Genomic DNA, 18,158 nt, shown 5'->3' on the forward strand with positions numbered 1-18,158 from the left:
TCCCAGCAGTCCTCCGGCTGTTCGTCCCCTGCCGCCGCTCAGGACGGGGGCCGGGACAGTGGGCTCGTGTCGATGTGCCGGAGCAGGGTGGCCGCGTCGTCGTAGACGGCGACCGCTCCGGAGTTCTCCAGGGCCTCCTTCGACACCCCGCCCGTCAACAGCGCCACGCAGGGCACGCCCGCCCTGGCGGCCGCCTCTACGTCCCACACCGTGTCGCCGACCAGAACCGCCCGCTCCGGGTCGGCGGCCACGGTGTCGAGCGCGCGTTCCACCAGGTCCGGGGCGGGTTTGGTGCTGTCCACGTCACCGCCCGAGGTCGCCGCGGCGATCACGTCCTCCGCGTCCAGCCGACGACGAACCGCCGACGCCTCCGCCTCGCTGGCCGAGCTGGCGAGCACGACGGTCCACCCGCGTGCGGCCACGGCGCGCAGCAGATCGGCCGCGCTGTCGAACGGGCGGATGTCCTTGTACCAGGTCGCGTAGAGGGTGCCGTGGGCGTCGGCGACGGACTCGTCCTGCCGTTTGTCGCGGTCGTCCCCGAGTACCTTGTCGAGGAGCCGGTCGGCCCCCATGCCGATGGCCCCGTGGATCCGTGCCATCGGAACCTCGTGTCCGTACTGCAGCAGCGCCTGCCACCAGGCGAGTACGTGGAGGTAGTTGGTGTCGACCAGGGTGCCGTCCAGGTCGAACAGGGCCGCGCCTTGAAGTCGTTCGTCGTTGCGGGGTGTCATCCCGGCCTCCTCCTCACCCGCCGAGCGGCAGGGGGCGTCGGAGTGCCGTCGTGCCGGCCTCCCACGCTGCGGTGACCGTCTCGGTGAACGTGCTCTCCAGCAGGTCCGTCGCCTCGATGCCGAACACGACGTCGCCGGCGAGTCCCGGCTCGTCGTCGAGCAGGCCGCCGACGACCTCTCTGCGTACGAGCTGTTCGTGCACGGCGTCCGCCTCCACATGCTCGTCGTAGAACCGGATCGCCGCCTCCCCGGCGCCGAGCCGCCGCATCGCCGCGACCATCCAGGACGCCGCCGGTGACGAGGTGGCCTCCAGTACGGCGAAGTGGCCGACGAGGGCGCCGCGGCGTGCGCGGTGCAGGCCGAGGAGAGACATCAGGTTGACCGTGGCGAGTGCCTCGCGGCCGGCGAAGTCCAGATAGCCGCCGTAGGTGGAGTCGAGTCCCAGGTCCTGCAGGAGGTCGGCATAGAGCCGGGCGTGCATGCGCTCCGCCCGCCCGCAGCCGAACTCGTCGAACTCCACGGCCATCATCGCGGCCTTGGCACGGCCCGAGAGCCTGGGCACCACCCACAGGTGCGGGTCCGCCTCCCTGAGCTGGTACACCGAGCGCAGGACCGCGTACTCCCTCAGATGGGCCGGCGTGCCCGCGCGGAGCAGGAACTGACCGACCCCGCTTACGTCGGACGGGACGGTCAGGATCGCCTCGAACGCCTCGTCCACGCTCCCGTATCGTCCACATCGGTCACGCAGCGTCTGCTCGAACCGCTGCTCCATGACCCCGCGCAGGCGCAGGAGTTCCGGATCCCATTCCATGTCGTCGGGCACGCCGGCGAAGCCTCGGTAATGCAGTTCGTACGTCAGATGGAGGGCCAGTTGCATGTCCTCGCCCAGCGGATCGGCGTCCGCGGCCTCCCGGCCGTCCGGGAGAGGGCGTCCCCCGGCGAGCAGGAAGGCGACCACAGCCTGTGACAACTCCCCGCGCGGGGGCGGCAGCCCCGGGCTCGGGGCGTTCTGCGTCCCGATGGTCTGCGTCGACGTCATGTCAGGCCTCCTCGGCCTGCTTCGCCCCCTCGGCACCTGCCTGAGCTGTCGTGGCGGCGCGCGAGGGGAACCTGGCCGCCCCGCGGTTGCGGCGACGGTGGCTGGTGTCGCAGAACGGCATGCGGAGGCTGCGACGGCACGTGCACAGGGCGATCACGGGCCGTTCGCACATGCGGGTCGCCCCGTCGGGGAGAACGATCTCCACCGGGCCCTCGATCAGCAGCGGTCCTCCCTCTACGGCGACGACGCGCGGCGCTCCGGTGGCCCGTGGCCATTGCCACGCCGCAGCCTGCTGCCCCGCACCCTGTCGCCCCGCACGCGCCACGCCCTGCTGTCCCGCACGAGAGGTGCTCATGCCGCTTCCTCCGCTCCGGTCGCCGATGTCACCCGGCGACTGCCCGACAACGGAACCGGCATGCGGGCCGAGTCGTTCACCGCGCGGATCACCACGAGCTCCTCGCTCCGTACCCCGGGCGCCACCAGGCCCTTCTCCTCGAACCAGGCGGCACGCGCCGTCATCACGGGACCGAACGGCTGCCGCCGCCTGGCGACCACCACGGCGGGAATCCCCGTGTGGCTCAGCCCCTCGAGGCTGGCCTCCACACCCGCGAGCGAGGACTGGACGAGCAGCAGCACTCCGTTCGGCGCCAGGAGGGAGGGCACGGCACTGCAGATGCGATCGAGCAGAAGTCGGCCGTCCGGCCCCGCGTCCCATGCTCTGCTCGGGCCCCGCCTCGGGGCACGCGTCGAAGCGGCGGGCACGTAGGGCGGATTGGCCGTCACGACGTCGAACCGTTCGTCCTCGACCGGCGTCGCCAGGTCACCGCGTTTGAGCCGGAGGTGCGATCCGTGGAGGCGGGCGTTGCACCGCGCCGCCGCGAGGGCGACGCCGGAGATGTCGATCGCCGTGGTCTCCGCTCCTCTGCGCGCGGCCGCGATGGCGACGACGCCCGTGCCGGTGCACAGGTCGAGTGTGCGGTCGCCCGGTCCCAGCTCTTCCTCGGCCAGGCAGTCCATGAGCAATGCCGTGTCGGCCTGGGGTACGTAGACGCCGGGCGGTCTGATGAGTCTCTTGGCACTCACGCGGCGCGGGTACCCGGCTGTGGCCGGGCCACACGCGGACCCGCGGGTTCCCCGCGGATGGGCGCGCGCGGACGGGGTAGCCGCGGGCCGACGCGAGGAGCAGGCATGAAGATCCTTACGGTGGGGGTCGAAGAGGAGTTCGTGCTCGTGGACCGGGGTGGTCGCGCCCCGGTCGACCGCGGCCCGTACGTGATCCGGGCGGCCGGCAGGCAGCTCGGTGATCAGGTGCAGCCCGAGTTCTTCAACGCTCAGGTGGAGACCGCGTCGAAGCCCGTGTCGTTTTGCGCGGACCTGCGGGACGAACTCGTCGGGCTGCGCTACGTGGTGCGGGAGGCCGCACGGGCCGAGCAGTGCCTGCCCGTGGCGACCGGAACCCCGGTGCTGCCACCCGAGCGTCCGTTGACGATCACCGACGGCGAGCGGTACGAACGCATAGGACAGCGGTTCGCCTCCCGCTTCAGCTCGGTCGACGGCCTGCTCAGCGCATGCCACGTCCACGTGGGGACCCTCGACCGGGACCTCGCGCTCGCCCTCTCCAGCCGGATGGCGCCGTGGCTGCCCGTCCTGGAGGCCCTCGCGGTCAACTCGCCGTACGAATTGCGACGGGACACGGGCTTCGCGAGCCGGCGGGCGGTCGAGCACGCCCGGTGGCCCACCGTCGGGCCGGCCCCCGACCTGGACGAGTCTCGATACCTCACCCACGTGGCCGAGCTGGTACGGGAGGGAACGCTGCTCGACCGGCACATGGTGTTCTGGCACTCCCGACCGTCCGAGCACGTCCCCACCCTCGAGATCCGGGTCGCGGACTCCATTGCGGACGTCGACACCGTCGTCATGCTCGCGGCCCTCGTGCGCGGGCTCGCCTCCACGCTGCTGGCGGAGCTGGACGGGCAACAGCCCGGGCCGCCCGCCCCTGTGCGGCCTCGTCTCCTGCGGGCTCACGATCTGGCGGCCCGGCACGGTCTGGCCGGATGCGGCCTGGACCCGTACACGGGCCGTGAGCGTCCGGTCGCGGAGCTCGTCGACCTGCTCGTCGAGCGGGCGCGCCCGGCGCTCGACGCCGCCGGCGACACCGCGCCGGTCGTTCGCCAGTGGCGGCACATCCGCGCTCAGGGCACCGGAGCGGCCCGGCAGCGGGCTTCCTACCGCCGTCGAGGACTGTTCACCGACGTGGTGGACGGGCTCGCCGTGCTGACCGCCGCGGGATGACCGGCGGCATGATCACTTGCCCCGTGCTGGCCTGTTGATCGCTGAACTTCGGTTTACGGACCTGTGTCCGCGGCAAGCCGCGGCACATGATGCACTTCGGCTACACGATGATGACCGAGCAGGCGGGTCCGCGTGAGCTCGTCGATCACGTGGTCGAGGCGGAGCGCGTCGGCTTCGACTTCTCCGTGATGTCGGACCACTCGTTCCCCTGGCTGAAGGCGCAGGGGCACGCTCCGTACGCGTGGAGCGTCCTCGGAGCGGCAGCCCAGGCGACCTCCCGGATCCCGCTGATGTCCTTCGTGACCTGCCCGACCTTCCGCTACCACCCCGCTGTGATCGCCCAGAAGGCGGCAACCGTCCAGCTTCTGTCCGAGGGCCGGTTCCGGCTGGGTCTCGGATCGGGCGAGAACCTCAACGAACACATCGTCGGGGAGGGTTGGCCTTCGGCGCGGGTCCGCCTCGACATGCTGGAGGAGGCCGTCGAGATCATCCGGGCGCTGTTCACCGGGGAGTACGTGACACACCACGGCCCTCACTTCCGGATCGACGATGCCAAGCTGTGGGACCTCCCGGACACCGCACCGCCCGTGGGTATCGCCGTGTCCGGTCCCCGCTCGTGCGAACTCGCCGGTCACCACGCGGACCTGCTGATCGCCACCGAGCCGGAGCGCGAACTGGTCGACGCCTTCGACGAGCACGGCGGCGCGGGCAAACCCCGCATCGGGCAGCTTCCCCTCTGCTACGACACCGACCGCGACGCGGCCGTCGAGCGTGCCCACGAACAGTTCCGCTGGGCTCTGGGCGGCTGGCGCGTCAACGCGGAACTCCCCCTGCCGGCCGGCTTCGCGCAGGCGTCCGCGGCCGTGCGCCCCGAGGACGTGGCCCGGGAGATCCCGTGCGGCGACGACACATACGCCGTGGTGGACGCCGTCCGACCCTACGCCGAGGCGGGATTCACCGATCTCGCCCTCGTACAGGTCGGAGGGGAGCACCAACTGTCTTTCCTTCACTGGGCGGAGAGCACCCTCCTGCCCGCGCTCCGCAAGATCTGAGCGCTACCCGGCGATCACACGCTCCGCCTCTGCGCGGCCGGAGCGAGGCCGAAGAGATCGACGGAATCCGTGATTTCCAGCAGCCGCACCATCTGGTGACTGGGGCCTGCGAGCGTGATGGTGCTCCCCCGATCGAGGGCGAACTGCCTCGCTGCCAACAAGTGGTTGAGACCGGTCGAGTCGCAGAACGAGGAATTCTGGAGGTCGACGACGATCTCAGCGCCATGCGGTGCCTGCGCGACACCGTCGAAAAGCAGGGATCGCAACTCGGCGGAGTGGTCCAGGTCCATGTCGCCGCTGACCCCAACGACGAACGGGGGCGGACCGGCGATTTCGCCTTCAGTCTGTGCTGCCGACTCCTTGTCGGACGCCATGACGCACCTCCTGCCCTTCGATCAATTATACGCTCCGCATTACACGAAATTCGCTTCGGCTGTTTTCCCGTTTTCCCTCATCCTCCTCTGAAGGGGAAGAGGCATAGTTGAGTCATGGGAGAAACCTCCGCCCACGCATCCGACTGGACGTTCCTGACGAACCACGCCCGTGTCCTGCTGGCCATCGCCCGGGACCCCGGCGTGCGGCTCCGGGACGTGGCGGCCGAGTGCGGGCTGACGGAGCGTACGGTCCAGGCGATCGTCTCGGACCTCGAGGCTGCCGGGTACCTCACGCGCACTCGGGCGGAGGACGCGCGCCGGAACCGCTACACGATCGCTCCCGACAGCCGCTTCCGCCACCCCGCCGAAGCCGGTCACGAGATCGCCGGACTCCTCCGGCTCCTCGCCGGTACTCAGTGAGGGCGGGCACCGACCGGACTCGCATGCACCGGCCCGACCGGGGTACTCGCCGTGAAGCCGGGCCGCGCGCACAGCCGACACCACTGCTCCGCAGTGCGGGGCGGCCGGATCGGTCGAGGGAGATGACCACGATGGTGCACGACACGATCAAGGTGGACGCTCCACTGCGCGAGGTGTACGACCAGTGGACCCAGTTCGAGGAGTTCCCGCGCTTCATGGCGGGCGTCGAGTCGGTCGAGCAGCTGGACGACAGGCTCTGTCACTGGAAGATGAAGATCGCCGGTGTCACGCGTGAATTCGACACGGAGATCATCGACCAGCTTCCCGACGAGCGGATCTCCTGGCGCACGGTCGGCGGCGACACGAAACAGAAGGGCGTCGTCACGTTCCAGCGTCTGGACGACACGCACACACGGGTGACGCTGGCGATGGACGTCGAACCCGAGGGCGTGACCGAGAAGGCCGCGGCCGCCGTGGGGGTGATCGACAGCCGCGTCGAGGGCGACCTGTACCGCTTCAAGCAGTACATCGAGGATCGCGGGAAGGCGACCGGAGGCTGGCGAGGACGAGTGCGCCCCTCGGACGCCGACAGAGGGCCCATGGGTCATACCGGCCCTGGTCCCGGTGACTCCCCCATGGAGCCCGGGCCGAAGAACCTGCCTCCGAGGCCCATGTGACGGAACGGGAGATCTCGGCCCGCCGTCCGCCACCGGGCTGAGATCGGCGCCCGACGGAGGGAGTGCGTCGCCGCCGGGGGAAGTGTGCCGGAATGACGTGGCTTCCGACGCTCGCGGGCGCTGTCCTGGTGCTGTTCATCCTCCGGGACCTCTTCCACACCCTCTGGCACCCGACCCGTCACGGCGGTCTGAGCAGGCTGGTGATGCGGTCCGTATGGTGGCTGTCCACCCATCCCGGGGCGCGTTGGCGGTCGGCCGGTCTCGCCGGCCCGATGGGCATGTTGACGGTCCTCGCCCTCTGGGCGCTCATCGTGGCCGTGGGTTGGGGGCTCATCTACTGGCCCCACATGCCCGAGGATTTCTCCTACGCCCCGGGGCTCACCCCGGAGCAGCACGCGGGTCCGCTCGACGCTCTCTACATCTCCCTGGTCACCCTGGCCACGCTCGGTCTGGGGGACATCGCGCCCGCCTCGGGCTGGCTGCGTGTGCTCGCTCCCATGGAGGCCTTGGTCGGCTTCGTCCTCCTGTCCGCGACCGTGGCCTGGCTCCTCGGCATCTACCCAGCGCTGGCCCGCCGTAGGGCGCTGGCCCTCCGGCTGTCCCACGTCCGGCGCAGCCGGGTAGGCGCCGAGGCTCTCGACTCCGACGGCGGCGCCGCGCTCCTGGACGGCCTGGCCGCGGCCCTCTCCACCGTCACCGTCGACTTCCTGCAGTACCCGGAGTCGTACTACTTCTACGACGGGGACGAGAACACGTCCCTGGCCGGGCAGCTCGGCCACGCCGTCGGCCTGGCGGACCAGGCAGCGGAGGCACGTCATCCCGACGTCCGGCTCTCCGCCTCGGTGCTGCGCACGGCGCTGGAGGACCTGTCCACCGTGCTCGACGAACGCTTCCTGCGCACGGGCGAGGCCCCCGAACGCGTCTTCAGCGCCTACGCCGACGACCACGGACGCTCCCCGGCAGGAGTGCGTTGAGCGTGAGGCCGATCAGCGGGGCCGGTTCGCCGGGTGCGCCCGGCGCCGCAGCTCGTCGTGGAGGAGCCGGCCCACGAGGGCACCGCCGAAGACCACCACGCCGACGCCGACGAACCAGGACTCGATCACGAGGACGGTCCCGAAAGGGCCGTAGGTGACCGCCGTCGACGCGATCAGTGGCGAGAACACGTACCGGGAGAAGAGCCGAAGGCCCAGCAGGCCGACCATGGTGGCCACCGCCCCGGGGAGCAATGCCTTCCATGCGACACGGCCGCCGAGGAGCAGACGCTGGGACCACCAGAAGAACAGCAGACCGATGGCGACGGCCACGAAGCCACGGGCCGGCGAGGTGCGCCAGAGCGGCGCGAGCGCCGACAGATAGAGGACACCGACCAGTACTCCGAGCCACAGAGCGTGTCGCCACCGCCCCCACCAGCGTGCCGGTGGCAGGTCCCAGATCTTCTCGTAGCCGCCTTGAACCAAGGTGGCGAAGGACAGCCCGAACACGGCGAGAAGGGCCAGTCCGAAGGCCGTCGTCGTCCGCCACGCCTGACCGGGCAGTGCGAAGAGCCGCTCGATCTCCGCGGTGGCGCCCGCGGACACTCCCAGCCCGTCACCGAGCCACTCGGCGAAACCCTGCCCGCTTTCGGAGTCGGCGGCAGAGACGACGACCAGCAGCGGCACGAGCGTCAGGAACCCCAGCGCGGCGAAGCTCAGGGCGCGCTGCCACAGTTCCAGCGCTCGAACGTGTCCCCAGTGCGATCCGGCGCGTGCACGGCGAATCGCGCTGTGTACCCGTTCGACGGGCGACAGCCGTCTTGGCTTCTCGGACCTCTTCATCACGAAGGGCTGCCGGGCAGCGCCGCGCCAGCCGTGTCTCCACCGTAGGGCCTCCCGCTCCGCCGATTCAAACGGTTGGGGTGCCTATGCCCGGGTAGGCGCGGGTTGCCGCAAATTGTCGGCACGACAAAGCCGAGGGAGACGACTATGAGCATGGTGAAGCAGTCCATCGACGTGGAGTCCCCGCTGCGCCACGTCTACAACCAGTGGACACAGTTCGAGGAATTCCCCAGCTTCATGGCGGGCGTGGAAGAGGTACGCCAACTTGACGACACGCACTCTCACTGGCGCACCAAGGTGGGCGGCGCCGAGCGCGAGTTCGACACGGAGATCATCGACCAGCGGCCGGACGACCGCATCGCCTGGCGCACGGTCGGTGGTGACGTCAAGCAGAAGGGGGTGGTCAGCTTCGAGCCTCTGGACGAGATGCACACCCGGGTGAGTCTGGCCATGGACGTGGAGTCCGAGGGCGTGGCGGAGAAGGCGGCGGACACACTCGGCGTCCTCGACCGGCGGGTCAAGGGCGATCTGAAGCGGTTCAAGGAGTTCATCGAGGAGCGCGGCCAGGCGACCGGCGGCTGGCGCGGGCGGGTCGCACCGTCCGACAGCATGCCTCCCACGGAACAGACCAGTGGGATCACCGCTCCGACGCCCAGCGACGCCGCGGTGCGGGGCGAGCCCCTCGATCAACTTCCGGTGGATCCCGACGACATGCGTCGTCCGTGACAACAGGCCCCAGGGAGAGTCGCCATGCCCCGCGGATCGAGTCCGAAGCGTGAACGGCAGTACGAGCACATCAAGGAGAGCGCCGAGAAGCGCGGTGAGAGCACGAAGCGGGCGAAGGAGATCGCGGCCCGTACCGTCAACAAGGAGCGGGCGCGATCGGGAGAGTCCAAGACGGCGAGCAAGAGTTCGACCCAGGACATGTCCTCGTCCAAGCGCGGGGGGCAGCGCTCCCACAGCGGTTCGGAAGGTCCTACGTACGACCAGCTCTACAACGAGGCCAAGCGTCGGAACCTGCACGGCCGCTCCCACATGAACAAGGCCGAGCTGAAGCGCAAACTCGGCCACTGAGACCTGAATCTGAAGGACACACGGCCACGGCCCGGCGGTCGCCGGGCCGTGGCCGTTCCTCTCGTCAGGCGGCGCTCGTCAGGGGGTGAGCAGCGTCTTGATCATGCCGTCACTCTTGGCCTGGAACATCGCGTAGGCCTGCGGAGCGTCCTCCAGCGGCAACGTATGCGTGGCGAAGCCCTCCACGCCCAGCGGATCCGAGTCGTCGAGCAGCGGCAGGATGTCGTCCACCCAGGAGCGTACGTTGGCCTGTCCCATCCGCAGTTGGACCTGCTTGTCGAACATCGTGAGGAGGGGCATGGGGTCGATGGCCCCGCCGTAGACGCCCGAGACCGAGACCGTGCCGCCGCGGCGAACGATGTCGATCGCCGCGTGGAGGGCGTCGAGCCGGTCGATGCCCGCATGCTCCATCAGCGGGCGGGCGAGGGCGTCGGGCAGCATCGTCGTGGCCCGTTGCGCCGCGCTGCCGAAGCGCGTTCCGTGCGCCTCCATGCCGACGGCGTCGATCACGGAGTCCGTACCCCGTCCGTCGGTCAGACCGCGGACCGCGTCGGCCAGTCCCTTTCCGTGTTCCTTGAGGTCCAGCGCATGGACGCCGTGTGCGGCGGCTCGGGACAGTCGCGCCTCGACCAGGTCGACGCCGATCACCAGACGCGCGCCCCGGTGCAGGGCGACCCGCGCGGCCATCTGCCCGATCGGGCCGAGCCCCAGGACGGTGACGGAGCCACCCGGCGGGATGTCGGCGTACTCCACGGCCTGCCATGCCGTCGGCAGGACGTCGGACAGGTAGACGAACCGCTCGTCGGGCGGCCCCTTCGGGACCTTGACGGGCAGCGTGTCGCCGAACGGCACCCGCAGGTACTGGGCCTGTCCGCCGGGGACCTGCCCGTACAGCTTGGTGTAGCCGAAGAGCGCCGCGCCCTTCCCGTACTCCTGGACCTGGGTGGTCTCGCACTGGGACTGGAGGCCCTGGTCGCACATGAAGCATCGACCGCAGGAGATGTTGAACGGGACGACGACCCGGTCGCCCGTGCGCAGTGTGGACACCTCGGACCCGACCTCCTCGACGATGCCCATGGCCTCGTGCCCCAGGATGTCGCCGGCGTCGAGGTAGGGCCCCATCACGGCGTAGAGGTGCAGATCGGACCCGCAGATGCCGGTGGACGTCACCCTCACGACGACATCCGTCGGCTCCTTCACCTGCGGGTCCGGCACGGATTGCACGCGGACGTCCCGTGTGCCCTGCCAGGTCACTGCGCGCATGGCTCTGCCTCCCTGGGAGCGGGTTCGAGGGGTCGCACTGCGCCTTCCCGTGCGTCGCACGACTATGCGTCGCCGAACGCGGGTGAGCCCGTCAAGGTCGGCTGCGAGGGTTCGAGCGCGAGGTCGTAGAGCGCGAAGGCCCGGTCGATGACCGGCTGGGCCACGTTGCGTACCGGTACGCCGCCCGCCGTCATGCCGTGCTCCGTGCCCAGGTGCGCGTGCCCGTGGACTGCCAGGTCGGCGCCCGCCCGGTCCATGGCCTCCGCGAGCAGGTAGCTGCCGAGGAACGGATAGATCTCCACCGGCTCGCCCGCCAAGGTGTCCGGCACGGGCGCGAAGTGCGTCAACGCGATGCGTACGCGGCATCCGTCGTCCGCCAGCCCGTCCAGCGCATGCCGCAGAGCATCCGCGGCAAGCCGGCTCGTACGGACGAACAGCTTCATCTCCGGCTCACCGAACTCACCCGCGCTGCGGCCGGCGAAACCGCCGCAGAAGCCCTTGACCCCCGCGATCCCCACCAGGTGCTCCCCCACCGGAAGTCGCGCGCCGCGCCCTTCGAGAACGGCGACGCCGGCCGCCTCCAATGTGCGCGCCACGCCTGCTTGCTGGTCCGCGTCGTAGTCGTGGTTGCCGAGCACCGCCACCACCGGCACTCCGAGGTCGCGCACTTCCTCCGCGACCACCTCCGCCTCGGCGACGGTGCCGTGCCGTGTCAGGTCCCCGGCCAGCAGCAGCACGTCGGCGCATTCCGGCAAGGTCTCGAAGGCCGGGCGCAACAACCCGCTGCAGTCGGGACCGAGGTGGATGTCGCCGACGGCCGCCACGCGCACGACCGCACGGCCCGCCGATCGTGTCGCAGCCCCACCTGGGCCGGTCACCACAGCTCCTCGTGCCGGGCGGGAGGTCCGGCACCCGAGAGGACGAGATCGGCACGGACGCGCACCGGCACGCCCGCCAGTTCGGCCCGGGCGAGGCGCAGTATCTCGTCACGCCGTTCGGCGGTCTGCACCACGCCGACGAGCAGGACCGTGGCACCGCGCAGTTCCACGCGCACACCCAGTTCCCCCATGTCGTCCTTCGCCAGGCGCTCGCGCAGATGCTCGATCCGGTACTCCACCGGGTAGGCCGCCTGTTCACCGAGTGGCATCGCGATGCCTCCGCTCATCCGCTACGGCCGGAACGACGTCGAGCAGTTCCAGCAGGTACAGGAACGCCGCCGCCATCGGAGCGTCCCCCGTGTCTCGGCGCACCCGGTCCCAGTCGACCTTCTCCCGCAGACCACGGGCCACCGGCAACAGGACTCCGAAGTCGCAATGATGCTCGGAGAGCGCCGCGAGACGGCTGATCATGATGTCGGTCGCGGCAAGGACGGGCATGCGGACGGAATCGACCGGCAGGATCTCGGCGCGGTCGAGCAGTTCGGCGGTGACCGCCTGTCCGGCCAGCGCGAAGATCAGGTCGATGCTCTCGCCGCCCACGCGGGCCTTGATCAGCCAGTCCTCCGAAGGATCGACGAGCTCCACACCATGCGCGTCGAGCAGCTGGACGACCGTGTCCGCGTCCTGTCGCCGCAGGGCGAAGTCGGTGTCGTGCTGGAGCCGGACGGGAATGCCGTGCGCGTACGCGGCGACACTGCCGACCAGGGCGAACGGGCATCCCGAACTCTTGAGGAGCGAGCCGATCTCCTTCGTGGCCTCCAGAATGGCCTGCGTGTGATCGGCCGGCAGCCCCTCGCCATGGGCCTCGACCCCGTGCCGGACCGCATCGGGCTGTGCGGGCGAACCGCCGGAACGGCGGGGCGCTCGCGTTTTCGAGGCGTCGCCGAGATTCATCTCGCGTTCCTCTCGCCGCGGGATGGGCGACTACCCACGAGCGCGCCATGCATCCCCACGTCGACGCGTACCTGTCTCCGTGCGCGGCCTCGGCACTCGATGAGGCGAGGGTTGCGTCCATTCGGTCCCGATTCCGCGACCTGGAGAGCGAAGGCGGGCATGTCTGAAGTCGCCGGAGCCTCTCGTCCGGCGACTTCGGACCGAGACTGAGGAATCCCCTTGGATGCGATCGTGCTGTTGCGTGAGGTCGAGGAGCTGCGGACGGCGATGAGCGATGCGCCTCGCGCCCTCCCGGCAGTACCGAGCGCTGGGTGATCCGGTCCACAGCGTGCCGGAGGACGAGCTCGGCGTTCTTCGGGGTGGGGATGCTCGTGCTTCTGCTGTGCGGATGCGGCGCACCGGCCGCCCGCGAAGACGGTGCCGTCGAGGCGGGCCGGGCCTTCGAAGCGGCGCTCGCCTCCGGCGACTACGCCGCGGCCTGTCGGCTGCTGGCGCCCGAGAGCCGCGGGCAGCTCGAACAGGATGAGAAGCGGCCGTGCGGGCAGGCGCTGCGCGCCCAGGGCCTGCCGGACGGCGGGGACGTGCGCGATGTGGACGTCTACGGTCGGCAGGCGCTCCTCCGCCTGGTCGGCGAGACGCTGTTCCTGTCGCAGTTCGACGAGGGATGGAAGGTCACCGCTGCCGGATGCGTCGAGCAACCGCGCGATACGCCGTACCAGTGCGCAGTGAAGGGAGCCTGATCGTGAGGGCCCTGTTCGTGGCCTGCATCCTGACCATCGTGGGCGGGCTGGGTTACTTCATGGCGATCGGGGCGATGCACCGATGACCGCCGATCGCGGCCGGCGGCGCGGATTCTGGCAGGAGAACAGCCTCACCCTCGGCTTCGGCGCGGCCTTCCTGGTCGTACTCGCCGCGCAGGCCGTCGCGGGACGGGCGGAGTTCAACGAGCAGCTCGCCGTCGACGGACTCCAGCAGATCGGGCTCGGCGACTATCTGATGTCCTCCGATTTCGCCGTCGACGTCACCGAGAACTGGCAGTCGGAGTTCCTCCAGTTCTTCCTCTACATCTTCGGCACCGTCTATCTTCTGCAGCGCGGTTCTCCGGAGTCCAAACCGCTGCACAAGGTCGGGACCGAGAGCGACCGTGAGCAGCGGGTGGGCGACCACGCCCGGTCGGATTCGCCCCGCCGGGCGGGAACGAAGGACTGGCGGCAGATCGTCTACTCACGCTCCCTGGGCCTGGTCATGGGCGGCTTCTTCCTTCTGTCCTGGCTGGCACAGTCCATCGCGGGCGTGGCCGCGTTCAACGAACTGCGGCTGCGTGAGCTTCAGGAGCCCGTCGGCTGGGGCTCGTATCTGGCCTCGGCCGACTTCTGGAACCGGTCCCTCCAGAACTGGCAGTCCGAGCTTCTGGCGGTGGCCGCCATGGCCATTCTCTCCGTCTACCTTCGCCAGCGCGGTTCCCCCGAGTCCAAGCCCGTCGGCGCGGGTCACACGGCGACCGGCGTGGAAGGCTGACCCCTGCCGGACCCATGGGGCAGAACTGTCAGGCCTCAGGGAAGGTGGGAGAGATGCCCAGTGACGGGGCGATGGCCGACCAGATCGTCGACTGGGCCGTGGGTAGGTCGACATGGGGGTCGGCGAGCATCACGCGAATGCCCAGACCGTCACAGAGCGCCAGGATCAGAGTGCTGATCGCGGCGACATCGCAGGGGGCGAACTCGCCCGACGCGACGCCGCGTTCCACCGCGCCTCCGACCCAGGCGTGGAGCTGGTCGTACAGGTCGACGGCCAGGTGCCGGGCTGCGTCGTCGCGCTGTGCGCGCACCCACAGTTCCTGCCACAGTTTCCAGTCCTGGCGCAGCTCCGCGTCCGTGGGCAGCATGGTGCGCACGATGCGCGCGAGCAGAACCCCGGCCGGCACGTCGGCGTCCCCACCGTCGAGGTCCGTGCCGGTCTGGGCGAACGAGTGTGTCATCGCCTCGGCGAAGAGCTTCTCGCGGGTGTCGAAGTGGTAGTGGAGCAGCGCCTTCGACACCCCCGCGTGCTCGGCGACCTTGCGCATGCTGACGTTCTCGAACCCGATGTCCGCGATCACCTCGCACGCGGCCTTGAGGATTCGCTCCCGTGTCTCGAGTGCGCGCTCGGCCTTGGTCACGTCGGCAACCCCCGCTTTCGGTCTCGGTCCACGTCCCGGACCATCATCCCTGCCCATCCTGCCCCGCCGGGCGCCCCGGGTACGGGTGGAAGCCACGACCTGTCTTCCGACCGAGCCGCCCCGCTTCCACCATCCGAGCCAGCAGCGGCGGCGGGGCGTACAGCGGCTCGCGGTACTCCGCGTACATCGACCGGGCGATGGCCTGCACCGTGTCCAGGCCGATCAGGTCGGCCAGGGCGAGCGGGCCGAGCGGATGGGCGCAGCCCAGGGTCATGGCCCGGTCGATGTCCTCGGCCGACGCCGCACCGGACTCGGCCATCCGCACCGCGGCCAGCAGGTACGGAACGAGCAGGGCGTTGACGACGAACCCCGCCCGGTCCCGGGCGTGCACGACCTCCTTGCCCAGTACCTCGGCGGCGAAGGCCCCCGCGCGCCGGACGGTGTCCTCGCCGGTGAGCAGTGAGGGCACCAGTTCCACCAGCGGCAGCCGCGGCACCGGGTTGAAGAAGTGCAGGCCGATGACCTGAGACGGCCGCGAGGTCGCGGCCGCCAGCCTGATGACAGGCAGGGACGAGGTGTTGGTCGCCAGGACGGCGTCCCCGCGCTCCACGACGGCGTCGAGCCGGGCGAAGACCTCGGTCTTCGCCCGCTCGTCCTCCGCCACCGCCTCGACGACCAGATCGCGATCCGCGAGCCGCGCCATGTCGGTGGTCACCGCGATCCGGCCGGCCGCGGCCTGCTGTTCGGCCACGGTCAGCCGGCCGGCCGCCGCGGCCCGTTCCAGCGAGCGGGTGATCCGCCGCAGTCCGGCCTTCGCGGCCGCCGCTCCGGTCTCCACCACCACGACGTCGCGTCCGGCGCGGGCGCAGACCTCGGCGATGCCGGAGCCCATGAGCCCGCACCCCACGATCCCCACTCGGGCGAGGTCGTTCACGGAGTGACCGGCAGCTGCAGGACACCCGTCCCGCGCTTGACGAGTTCGCCCGCGACGATGAGCCGCTGGATCTCGGAGGTGCCCTCCCAGATCCGGTCGACGCGCAGCTCTCGGTAGAGCCGCTCGACGGGGTACGAGCGGTCGTAGCCGCGCCCGCCGAAGATCTGCAGGCACCGGTCGACCACCCGGCCGGACGCCTCGCTCGCCGCGAGCTTCGCGATCGCGGCCTTCGCGTGCAGGGTCTTGCGGTCGGTCCGGCCATCGCCCACCTCCCAGGCGACCTGGGCGGTGTACGCGCGGTTCACGGCGATGTCGACGGCCGAGTCGGCGAGCATCCCCTGGATCAGCTGGAAGTCGGCGATACGGGAGCCGAACTGACGGCGTCCGACGGCCCAGTCACGGGCGAGCTCCAGGGCCCGCTCGGCCGCCCCGATCGTGCGGGCGGCGATCATCAGCCGCTCCTCGGAGAACCAGGAGCGGGTGAGGTCGTAACCGTTGCCGACGCCGCCGAGCACCGCGTCCTCGGGCAGGCGTACGTCGGTGAAGGTGAACTCGGGGTGTTCGTAGACGAAGGTGTGCATCCAGCGGGGCACCCGGGTCATCTCGATGCCCGGGGTGTCCTTGTCCACGAGGAACAGCGTCGGCGCCCGCTCCTCCCCCGCGGCAGCGAGCACGATCATGAAGTCGGCGTGGTCGCCCACGGTGACGAACCACTTCTCGCCGTTCAGCACCCAGCCGTCGGCGGTCCGGGTCGCGGTGGTGCGCAGGTTCTGCGGGTCGGAGCCGGCCTCGGGCTCGCTGACCGCGTAGCAGTCGCGCCGGCGCCCGTGGATCACGGGCACGAGGTACCGCTCGCGCTGCTCGGGCGTGCAGTGCGAGAGGGCGTTGGCCGGCCGCCACACCATGTCCCACAGGGCGCCGGTGAGCCGGCCCAGTTCCTCCTGGACGACGACCTGCTCAGGGACGGTGAGTCCGGCACCGCCCCACTCGGCCGGCATGTTGACGGCCTGGAGGCCGCTGTCGAGGACGGCGTCGCGGATCTCGGCGTGGGCCTGTGGCGGCAGGCCGTTGTTCTCCTCGCAGTCGAGCTCGTACTTCATGATGAAGTCGGTGAGGTCACGCGCCGATTCCTTGAGCTCCTGCTGACGTGCGGTGAGACGGAAGTCCATGGGGTGCTCGTCCTCTCGGTAGTGCGTGTGGGTGTGGATGCCGGGGCAGGGCGGTGGGATCAGCGCGGCAGGGCCAGCGCCCCGGTGCCGCGCTTGATCAGCTCGTTGGCGATGATCAGCCGCTGGATCTCCGAGGTGCCCTCCCAGATCCGGTCGACGCGCAGCTCGCGGTACATCCGCTCGACCGGGTACGAGCGGTCGTAGCCGCGCCCGCCGAAGATCTGCAGGCACCGGTCGACCACCCGGCCGGCAGCCTCGCTCGCCGCGAGCTTCGCCGTGGAGGCCTTGGCGTGCAGGGTCTTGCGGTCGGTCTGGGGCTGGTCGGCCTCCCAGGCGATCTGGTGGGTGTAGGCGCGGTTGACGGCGATGTCGACGGCGCAGTCGGCGAGCATGCCCTGGATCAGCTGGAAGTCGGCGATACGGGAGCCGAACTGACGGCGTCCTACGGCCCAGTCGCGGGCCAGTTCCAGGGCCCTCTCGGCGGCGCCGACAGTCCGGGCGGCGATCATCAGCCGCTCGTCGGTGAACCACTCCTTCGTCAGTTCGTAGCCGTTGCCGACGCCACCGAGCACGTCCTCGTCGGGCACGAAGACGTCGGTGAACCGGAACTCGGGGTGTCCGTTCACCGCGGAGTGCATGAAACGGGGGACCCGCGTCATCTCGACGCCCCGCGCCTGCTTGTCGACGAAGAAGAGCGTCGCCGCGCGGTCCGGCCCGGCATCGGCCTGCACCAGCAGGAAGTCGGCGATGTCGCCGCAGGTGACGAACCACTTCTCGCCGTTCAGAAGCCAGCCGCCCGCCGTGCGGGTCGCGGTGCTCGTGCCCGAGCCGGGGTCGGATCCGGCCCCGGGCTCGGTGACGGCGAAGGCATCGAAACGCTCGCCGCGGATCACCGGCAGCAGGTACTTCTCGCGTTGTGCCTCCGTGCCGTACGCGAGGACGTTGGCGGGCCGCCAGGGAATGTCCCACAGGCAGTTGGTGACCTTGCCGAACTCCTCCTCGACGATCACCTGGTCCAGCAGGGAGAGTCCGGCGCCGCCCCACTCGACGGGCATGTTGATGGCGTAGACAGAGGCGTCGATCGCGGCCCGGGTCAGCTCCCGCACGGTGTCGGCCGGCAGCGGGCCGCCGGCTTCCTCGGACCGCTCCTCGTACCGCATCAGGAGCCGGGTGTAGGCCGCGGCGCGCGCCTTGAGCGCGGTCTGCTCGGGGGTGTAGCGGAAGTCCATGGTGCGGGTCTCCTCCAGGGCAGGCAGGGGTGTGCGGGAAGGTGTGGCGGGGGTGTGCGGGGAAGGTCTCGCGGTGAGGGAAGGGGGAAGGCTCCGTGGG

General features: G+C 70.4%; 23 protein-coding genes. 9 read left to right on the top strand and 14 right to left on the bottom strand.

Annotation, left to right across the window (positions count from 1 at the left end):
* Window positions 1–38 precede the first annotated feature (38 nt).
* From R2D22_RS02985 to R2D22_RS03000, 4 genes are read right to left on the bottom strand one after another with little or no spacing between them, the layout of a single operon-like run.
* Entirely contained in the window at window positions 39–731 is a 693-nt protein-coding gene (locus R2D22_RS02985) for an HAD family hydrolase (protein WP_318100985.1), read from the bottom strand.
* A gap of 13 nt (window positions 732–744) precedes the next feature.
* Window positions 745–1,770, bottom strand: coding sequence for an iron-containing redox enzyme family protein (locus tag R2D22_RS02990; protein WP_318100986.1), 1,026 nt, complete (start codon window positions 1,768–1,770; stop codon window positions 745–747).
* Window position 1,771: 1 nt separating this feature from the next.
* Window positions 1,772–2,125, bottom strand: a complete 354-nt coding sequence (locus R2D22_RS36075) for a CDGSH iron-sulfur domain-containing protein (RefSeq protein WP_411976965.1) — start codon at window positions 2,123–2,125, stop codon at window positions 1,772–1,774.
* On the bottom strand, window positions 2,122–2,853 hold the full coding sequence (locus tag R2D22_RS03000) for a HemK2/MTQ2 family protein methyltransferase (protein WP_318100988.1): 732 nt from the start codon (window positions 2,851–2,853) through the stop codon (window positions 2,122–2,124). Before R2D22_RS03000 ends, R2D22_RS36075 begins: the two co-directional genes overlap by 4 nt.
* Before the next feature lie 105 nt (window positions 2,854–2,958).
* Here R2D22_RS03000 and R2D22_RS03005 point away from each other — a divergent pair, with 105 nt between their 5' ends.
* Together R2D22_RS03005 and R2D22_RS03010 are read left to right on the top strand one after the other, a co-directional pair.
* Window positions 2,959–4,062 (top strand): carboxylate-amine ligase, encoded by a 1,104-nt coding sequence (locus R2D22_RS03005; RefSeq protein WP_318100990.1) that lies wholly within the window; start codon window positions 2,959–2,961, stop codon window positions 4,060–4,062.
* A gap of 86 nt (window positions 4,063–4,148) precedes the next feature.
* The gene (locus tag R2D22_RS03010; RefSeq protein ID WP_318100991.1) at window positions 4,149–5,114 is read left to right on the top strand and encodes an LLM class F420-dependent oxidoreductase; all 966 of its coding nucleotides are present in this window, start codon (window positions 4,149–4,151) and stop codon (window positions 5,112–5,114) included.
* 14 nt (window positions 5,115–5,128) lie between these two features.
* Here the strand turns inward: R2D22_RS03010 and R2D22_RS03015 are convergent, their stop codons facing one another.
* Window positions 5,129–5,488 carry an STAS domain-containing protein gene (locus R2D22_RS03015; RefSeq protein WP_318100993.1) on the bottom strand — a complete coding sequence of 120 codons (360 nt, stop codon included), beginning with the start codon at window positions 5,486–5,488 and terminating at the stop codon, window positions 5,129–5,131.
* Between the two features lie 114 nt (window positions 5,489–5,602).
* Between R2D22_RS03015 and R2D22_RS03020 the strand changes: the two genes are divergently transcribed.
* The 3 genes from R2D22_RS03020 to R2D22_RS03030 all read left to right on the top strand — a co-directional run bounded on the left by R2D22_RS03020 (window position 5,603) and on the right by R2D22_RS03030 (window position 7,559).
* Window positions 5,603–5,908 (top strand): helix-turn-helix transcriptional regulator, encoded by a 306-nt coding sequence (locus R2D22_RS03020; protein WP_318100996.1) that lies wholly within the window; start codon window positions 5,603–5,605, stop codon window positions 5,906–5,908.
* Between the two features lie 131 nt (window positions 5,909–6,039).
* Window positions 6,040–6,585, top strand: coding sequence for an SRPBCC family protein (locus tag R2D22_RS03025; protein WP_411976966.1), 546 nt, complete (start codon window positions 6,040–6,042; stop codon window positions 6,583–6,585).
* A 92-nt stretch (window positions 6,586–6,677) separates the two neighbouring features.
* A complete protein-coding gene (locus R2D22_RS03030; RefSeq protein WP_318101001.1) occupies window positions 6,678–7,559 on the top strand; it encodes a potassium channel family protein in 882 nt (293 codons plus the stop codon).
* Between the two features lie 12 nt (window positions 7,560–7,571).
* Here R2D22_RS03030 and R2D22_RS03035 read toward each other — a convergent pair whose 3' ends face one another.
* Complete coding sequence (locus tag R2D22_RS03035; RefSeq protein WP_318101003.1) at window positions 7,572–8,399, bottom strand: ribonuclease BN; 828 nt, start codon at window positions 8,397–8,399, stop codon at window positions 7,572–7,574.
* 147 nt (window positions 8,400–8,546) lie between these two features.
* Here R2D22_RS03035 and R2D22_RS03040 point away from each other — a divergent pair, with 147 nt between their 5' ends.
* Together R2D22_RS03040 and R2D22_RS03045 are read left to right on the top strand one after the other, a co-directional pair.
* Window positions 8,547–9,125 (top strand): SRPBCC family protein, encoded by a 579-nt coding sequence (locus R2D22_RS03040; protein ID WP_318101005.1) that lies wholly within the window; start codon window positions 8,547–8,549, stop codon window positions 9,123–9,125.
* Window positions 9,126–9,149: 24 nt separating this feature from the next.
* Window positions 9,150–9,473: a plasmid stabilization protein gene (locus R2D22_RS03045; protein WP_318101007.1), complete on the top strand. Its 324-nt coding sequence runs from the start codon at window positions 9,150–9,152 to the stop codon at window positions 9,471–9,473.
* Window positions 9,474–9,551: 78 nt separating this feature from the next.
* Here the strand turns inward: R2D22_RS03045 and R2D22_RS03050 are convergent, their stop codons facing one another.
* The 4 genes from R2D22_RS03050 to R2D22_RS03065 all read right to left on the bottom strand — a co-directional run bounded on the left by R2D22_RS03050 (window position 9,552) and on the right by R2D22_RS03065 (window position 12,568).
* On the bottom strand, window positions 9,552–10,736 hold the full coding sequence (locus R2D22_RS03050) for an alcohol dehydrogenase catalytic domain-containing protein (RefSeq protein ID WP_318101008.1): 1,185 nt from the start codon (window positions 10,734–10,736) through the stop codon (window positions 9,552–9,554).
* Window positions 10,737–10,798: 62 nt separating this feature from the next.
* Complete coding sequence (locus R2D22_RS03055; protein ID WP_318101010.1) at window positions 10,799–11,560, bottom strand: metallophosphoesterase family protein; 762 nt, start codon at window positions 11,558–11,560, stop codon at window positions 10,799–10,801.
* Window positions 11,561–11,610: 50 nt separating this feature from the next.
* Window positions 11,611–11,883: a BON domain-containing protein gene (locus R2D22_RS03060; protein ID WP_318101013.1), complete on the bottom strand. Its 273-nt coding sequence runs from the start codon at window positions 11,881–11,883 to the stop codon at window positions 11,611–11,613.
* Entirely contained in the window at window positions 11,870–12,568 is a 699-nt protein-coding gene (locus tag R2D22_RS03065) for a nucleotidyltransferase family protein (protein ID WP_318101015.1), read from the bottom strand. The genes R2D22_RS03060 and R2D22_RS03065 overlap by 14 nt, the downstream gene beginning before the upstream one ends.
* 365 nt (window positions 12,569–12,933) lie before the next feature.
* Here R2D22_RS03065 and R2D22_RS03070 point away from each other — a divergent pair, with 365 nt between their 5' ends.
* Window positions 12,934–13,308 (top strand): hypothetical protein, encoded by a 375-nt coding sequence (locus R2D22_RS03070; RefSeq protein ID WP_318101017.1) that lies wholly within the window; start codon window positions 12,934–12,936, stop codon window positions 13,306–13,308.
* 82 nt (window positions 13,309–13,390) lie between these two features.
* Window positions 13,391–14,086: a DUF6766 family protein gene (locus tag R2D22_RS03075; protein ID WP_318101020.1), complete on the top strand. Its 696-nt coding sequence runs from the start codon at window positions 13,391–13,393 to the stop codon at window positions 14,084–14,086.
* A 28-nt stretch (window positions 14,087–14,114) separates the two neighbouring features.
* On the opposite strand, the gene R2D22_RS03080 is transcribed toward R2D22_RS03075, so the two are convergent.
* The 4 genes from R2D22_RS03080 to R2D22_RS03095 are packed head-to-tail and all read right to left on the bottom strand — an operon-like array spanning window position 14,115 to window position 18,058.
* A complete protein-coding gene (locus R2D22_RS03080; RefSeq protein ID WP_318101023.1) occupies window positions 14,115–14,726 on the bottom strand; it encodes a TetR/AcrR family transcriptional regulator in 612 nt (203 codons plus the stop codon).
* 43 nt (window positions 14,727–14,769) lie between these two features.
* The gene (locus R2D22_RS03085; protein ID WP_318101025.1) at window positions 14,770–15,660 is read right to left on the bottom strand and encodes a 3-hydroxybutyryl-CoA dehydrogenase; all 891 of its coding nucleotides are present in this window, start codon (window positions 15,658–15,660) and stop codon (window positions 14,770–14,772) included.
* Window positions 15,657–16,829, bottom strand: coding sequence for an acyl-CoA dehydrogenase family protein (locus R2D22_RS03090; RefSeq protein ID WP_318101027.1), 1,173 nt, complete (start codon window positions 16,827–16,829; stop codon window positions 15,657–15,659). The genes R2D22_RS03085 and R2D22_RS03090 overlap by 4 nt, the downstream gene beginning before the upstream one ends.
* Before the next feature lie 59 nt (window positions 16,830–16,888).
* Window positions 16,889–18,058 carry an acyl-CoA dehydrogenase family protein gene (locus tag R2D22_RS03095; RefSeq protein ID WP_318101029.1) on the bottom strand — a complete coding sequence of 390 codons (1,170 nt, stop codon included), beginning with the start codon at window positions 18,056–18,058 and terminating at the stop codon, window positions 16,889–16,891.
* Window positions 18,059–18,158 lie beyond the last annotated feature (100 nt).

The sequence above is a fragment of the Streptomyces sp. HUAS YS2 genome, from assembly GCF_033343995.1.
Taxonomy (GTDB): Bacteria; Actinomycetota; Actinomycetes; order Streptomycetales; family Streptomycetaceae; genus Streptomyces; species Streptomyces solicathayae.